The organism is Streptococcus sp. 1055, from assembly GCF_013276815.1.
Classification (GTDB): Bacteria; Bacillota; Bacilli; order Lactobacillales; family Streptococcaceae; genus Streptococcus; species Streptococcus pseudopneumoniae.
In genome coordinates, this window is sequence record NZ_VMLT01000106.1 from 1 (window position 1) to 4,799 (window position 4,799).

A 4,799-nucleotide genomic window follows, 5' to 3' on the forward strand; every position below is an offset into this window, starting at 1 on the left:
GGTTGTAGTACTGAACAATGAAAAAACAATAAATCTGTCAGTGACAGAAATGAGTGAGAACTCAAACTTTTAATGAGAGTTTGATCCTGGCTCAGGACGAACGCTGGCGGCGTGCCTAATACATGCAAGTAGAACGCTGAAGGAGGAGCTTGCTTCTCTGGATGAGTTGCGAACGGGTGAGTAACGCGTAGGTAACCTGCCTGGTAGCGGGGGATAACTATTGGAAACGATAGCTAATACCGCATAAGAGTGGATGTTGCATGACATTTGCTTAAAAGGTGCAATTGCATCACTACCAGATGGACCTGCGTTGTATTAGCTAGTTGGTGGGGTAACGGCTCACCAAGGCGACGATACATAGCCGACCTGAGAGGGTGATCGGCCACACTGGGACTGAGACACGGCCCAGACTCCTACGGGAGGCAGCAGTAGGGAATCTTCGGCAATGGACGGAAGTCTGACCGAGCAACGCCGCGTGAGTGAAGAAGGTTTTCGGATCGTAAAGCTCTGTTGTAAGAGAAGAACGAGTGTGAGAGTGGAAAGTTCACACTGTGACGGTATCTTACCAGAAAGGGACGGCTAACTACGTGCCAGCAGCCGCGGTAATACGTAGGTCCCGAGCGTTGTCCGGATTTATTGGGCGTAAAGCGAGCGCAGGCGGTTAGATAAGTCTGAAGTTAAAGGCTGTGGCTTAACCATAGTAGGCTTTGGAAACTGTTTAACTTGAGTGCAAGAGGGGAGAGTGGAATTCCATGTGTAGCGGTGAAATGCGTAGATATATGGAGGAACACCGGTGGCGAAAGCGGCTCTCTGGCTTGTAACTGACGCTGAGGCTCGAAAGCGTGGGGAGCAAACAGGATTAGATACCCTGGTAGTCCACGCCGTAAACGATGAGTGCTAGGTGTTAGACCCTTTCCGGGGTTTAGTGCCGTAGCTAACGCATTAAGCACTCCGCCTGGGGAGTACGACCGCAAGGTTGAAACTCAAAGGAATTGACGGGGGCCCGCACAAGCGGTGGAGCATGTGGTTTAATTCGAAGCAACGCGAAGAACCTTACCAGGTCTTGACATCCCTCTGACCGCTCTAGAGATAGAGCTTTCCTTCGGGACAGAGGTGACAGGTGGTGCATGGTTGTCGTCAGCTCGTGTCGTGAGATGTTGGGTTAAGTCCCGCAACGAGCGCAACCCCTATTGTTAGTTGCCATCATTCAGTTGGGCACTCTAGCGAGACTGCCGGTAATAAACCGGAGGAAGGTGGGGATGACGTCAAATCATCATGCCCCTTATGACCTGGGCTACACACGTGCTACAATGGCTGGTACAACGAGTCGCAAGCCGGTGACGGCAAGCTAATCTCTTAAAGCCAGTCTCAGTTCGGATTGTAGGCTGCAACTCGCCTACATGAAGTCGGAATCGCTAGTAATCGCGGATCAGCACGCCGCGGTGAATACGTTCCCGGGCCTTGTACACACCGCCCGTCACACCACGAGAGTTTGTAACACCCGAAGTCGGTGAGGTAACCGTAAGGAGCCAGCCGCCTAAGGTGGGATAGATGATTGGGGTGAAGTCGTAACAAGGTAGCCGTATCGGAAGGTGCGGCTGGATCACCTCCTTTCTAAGGAAAAGGAACTGCGCATTGGTCTTGTTTAGTCTTGAGAGGTCTTGTGGGGCCTTAGCTCAGCTGGGAGAGCGCCTGCTTTGCACGCAGGAGGTCAGCGGTTCGATCCCGCTAGGCTCCATTGGTGAGAGATCACCAAGTAATGCACATTGAAAATTGAATATCTATATCAAATAGTAACAAGAAAATAAACCGAAAACGCTGTAGTATTAATAAGAGTTTATGACTGAAAGGTCAGAAAATAAGGTTAAGTTAATAAGGGCGCACGGTGGATGCCTTGGCACTAGGAGCCGAAGAAGGACGTGACAAACGACGATATGCCTTGGGTAGCTGTAAGTGAGCGATGATCCAGGGATTTCCGAATGGGGGAACCCAACAGGTACTACCTGTTACCCGCATCTGTTAAGGATGTGAGGAGGAAGACGCAGTGAACTGAAACATCTAAGTAGCTGCAGGAAGAGAAAGCAAAAGCGATTGCCTTAGTAGCGGCGAGCGAAACGGCAGGAGGGCAAACCGAAGAGTTTACTCTTCGGGGTTGTAGGACTGCAATGTGGACTCAAAGATTATAGAAGAATGATTTGGGAAGATCAGCCAAAGAGAGTAATAGCCTCGTATTTAAAATAGTCTTTGTACCTAGCAGTATCCTGAGTACGGCGGGACACGTGAAATCCCGTCGGAATCTGGGAGGACCATCTCCCAACCCTAAATACTCCCTAGTGACCGATAGTGAACCAGTACCGTGAGGGAAAGGTGAAAAGCACCCCGGGAGGGGAGTGAAATAGAACCTGAAACCGTGTGCCTACAACAAGTTCGAGCCCGTTAATGGGTGAGAGCGTGCCTTTTGTAGAATGAACCGGCGAGTTACGTTATGATGCGAGGTTAAGTTGAAGAGACGGAGCCGTAGGGAAACCGAGTCTGAATAGGGCGCCTTAGTATCATGACGTAGACCCGAAACCATGTGACCTACCCATGAGCAGGTTGAAGGTGCGGTAAGACGCACTGGAGGACCGAACCAGGGCACGTTGAAAAGTGCTTGGATGACTTGTGGGTAGCGGAGAAATTCCAAACGAACTTGGAGATAGCTGGTTCTCTCCGAAATAGCTTTAGGGCTAGCGTCGACATTAGAGATTCTTGGAGGTAGAGCACTGTTTGGGTGAGGGGTCCATCCCGGATTACCAATCTCAGATAAACTCCGAATGCCAAAGAATTATGGTCGGCAGTCAGACTGCGAGTGCTAAGATCCGTAGTCGAAAGGGAAACAGCCCAGACCACCAGCTAAGGTCCCAAAATAATTGTTAAGTGGAAAAGGATGTGGGGTTGCACAGACAACTAGGATGTTAGCTTAGAAGCAGCTATTCATTCAAAGAGTGCGTAATAGCTCACTAGTCGAGTGACCCTGCGCCGAAAATGTACCGGGGCTAAAACAATTTACCGAAGCTGTGGATACCTTTATAGGTATGGTAGGAGAGCGTTCTATGTGTGATGAAGGTATACCGTGAGGAGCGCTGGAACGCATAGAAGTGAGAATGCCGGTATGAGTAGCGAAAGACAGGTGAGAATCCTGTCCACCGTAAGACTAAGGTTTCCAGGGGAAGGCTCGTCCGCCCTGGGTCAGTCGGGACCTAAGGAGAGACCGAAAGGTGTATCCGATGGACAACAGGTTGATATTCCTGTACTAGAGTATGTAGTGATGGAGGGACGCAGTAGGCTAACTAAAGCAGACGATTGGAAGAGTCTGTCTAAGCAGTGAGGTGTGAATTGAGTCAAATGCTTAATTCTATAACATTGAGCTGTGATGGGGAGCGAAGTTTAGTAGCGAAGTTAGTGACGTCACACTGCCAAGAAAAGCTTCTAGCGTTTAAACATACTCTACCCGTACCGCAAACCGACACAGGTAGTCGAGGCGAGTAGCCTCAGGTGAGCGAGAGAACTCTCGTTAAGGAACTCGGCAAAATGACCCCGTAACTTCGGGAGAAGGGGTGCTGACTTTAAGTCAGCCGCAGTGAATAGGCCCAAGCAACTGTTTATCAAAAACACAGCTCTCTGCTAAATCGTAAGATGATGTATAGGGGGTGACGCCTGCCCGGTGCTGGAAGGTTAAGAGGAGTGCTTAGCGCAAGCGAAGGTATGAATTGAAGCCCCAGTAAACGGCGGCCGTAACTATAACGGTCCTAAGGTAGCGAAATTCCTTGTCGGGTAAGTTCCGACCCGCACGAAAGGCGTAATGATTTGGGCACTGTCTCAACGAGAGACTCGGTGAAATTTTAGTACCTGTGAAGATGCAGGTTACCCGCGACAGGACGGAAAGACCCCATGGAGCTTTACTGCAGTTTGATATTGAGTGTCTGTACCACATGTACAGGATAGGTAGGAGTCTACGAAATCGGGACGCCAGTTTCGAAGGAGACGCTGTTGGGATACTACCCTTGTGTTATGGCCACTCTAACCCAGATAGGTGATCCCTATCGGAGACAGTGTCTGACGGGCAGTTTGACTGGGGCGGTCGCCTCCTAAAAGGTAACGGAGGCGCCCAAAGGTTCCCTCAGAATGGTTGGAAATCATTCGCAGAGTGTAAAGGTATAAGGGAGCTTGACTGCGAGAGCTACAACTCGAGCAGGGACGAAAGTCGGGCTTAGTGATCCGGTGGTTCCGTATGGAAGGGCCATCGCTCAACGGATAAAAGCTACCCTGGGGATAACAGGCTTATCTCCCCCAAGAGTTCACATCGACGGGGAGGTTTGGCACCTCGATGTCGGCTCGTCGCATCCTGGGGCTGTAGTCGGTCCCAAGGGTTGGGCTGTTCGCCCATTAAAGCGGCACGCGAGCTGGGTTCAGAACGTCGTGAGACAGTTCGGTCCCTATCCGTCGCGGGCGTAGGAAATTTGAGAGGATCTGCTCCTAGTACGAGAGGACCAGAGTGGACTTACCGCTGGTGTACCAGTTGTCTTGCCAAAGGCATCGCTGGGTAGCTATGTAGGGAAGGGATAAACGCTGAAAGCATCTAAGTGTGAAACCCACCTCAAGATGAGATTTCCCATGATTATATATCAGTAAGAGCCCTGAGAGATGATCAGGTAGATAGGTTAGAAGTGGAAGTGTGGCGACACATGTAGCGGACTAATACTAATAGCTCGAGGACTTATCCAAAGTAACTGAGAATACGAAAGCGAACGGTTTTCTTG

General features: G+C 50.3%; 1 tRNA gene and 2 rRNA genes. All 3 read left to right on the forward strand.

The features are described from left to right. Positions 1 to 68 precede the first annotated feature (68 nt). The 3 genes from HT699_RS09020 to HT699_RS09030 all read left to right on the forward strand — a co-directional run bounded on the left by HT699_RS09020 (position 69) and on the right by HT699_RS09030 (position 4,764). Positions 69 to 1,614, forward strand: a 16S ribosomal RNA gene (locus tag HT699_RS09020). Between the two features lie 51 nt (positions 1,615 to 1,665). After that, positions 1,666 to 1,738: transfer RNA gene (locus HT699_RS09025), tRNA-Ala, on the forward strand. A 124-nt stretch (positions 1,739 to 1,862) separates the two neighbouring features. Next, positions 1,863 to 4,764, forward strand: a 23S ribosomal RNA gene (locus HT699_RS09030). Together the 16S and 23S rRNA genes with 1 tRNA gene alongside form the textbook arrangement of a ribosomal RNA operon. Positions 4,765 to 4,799 lie beyond the last annotated feature (35 nt).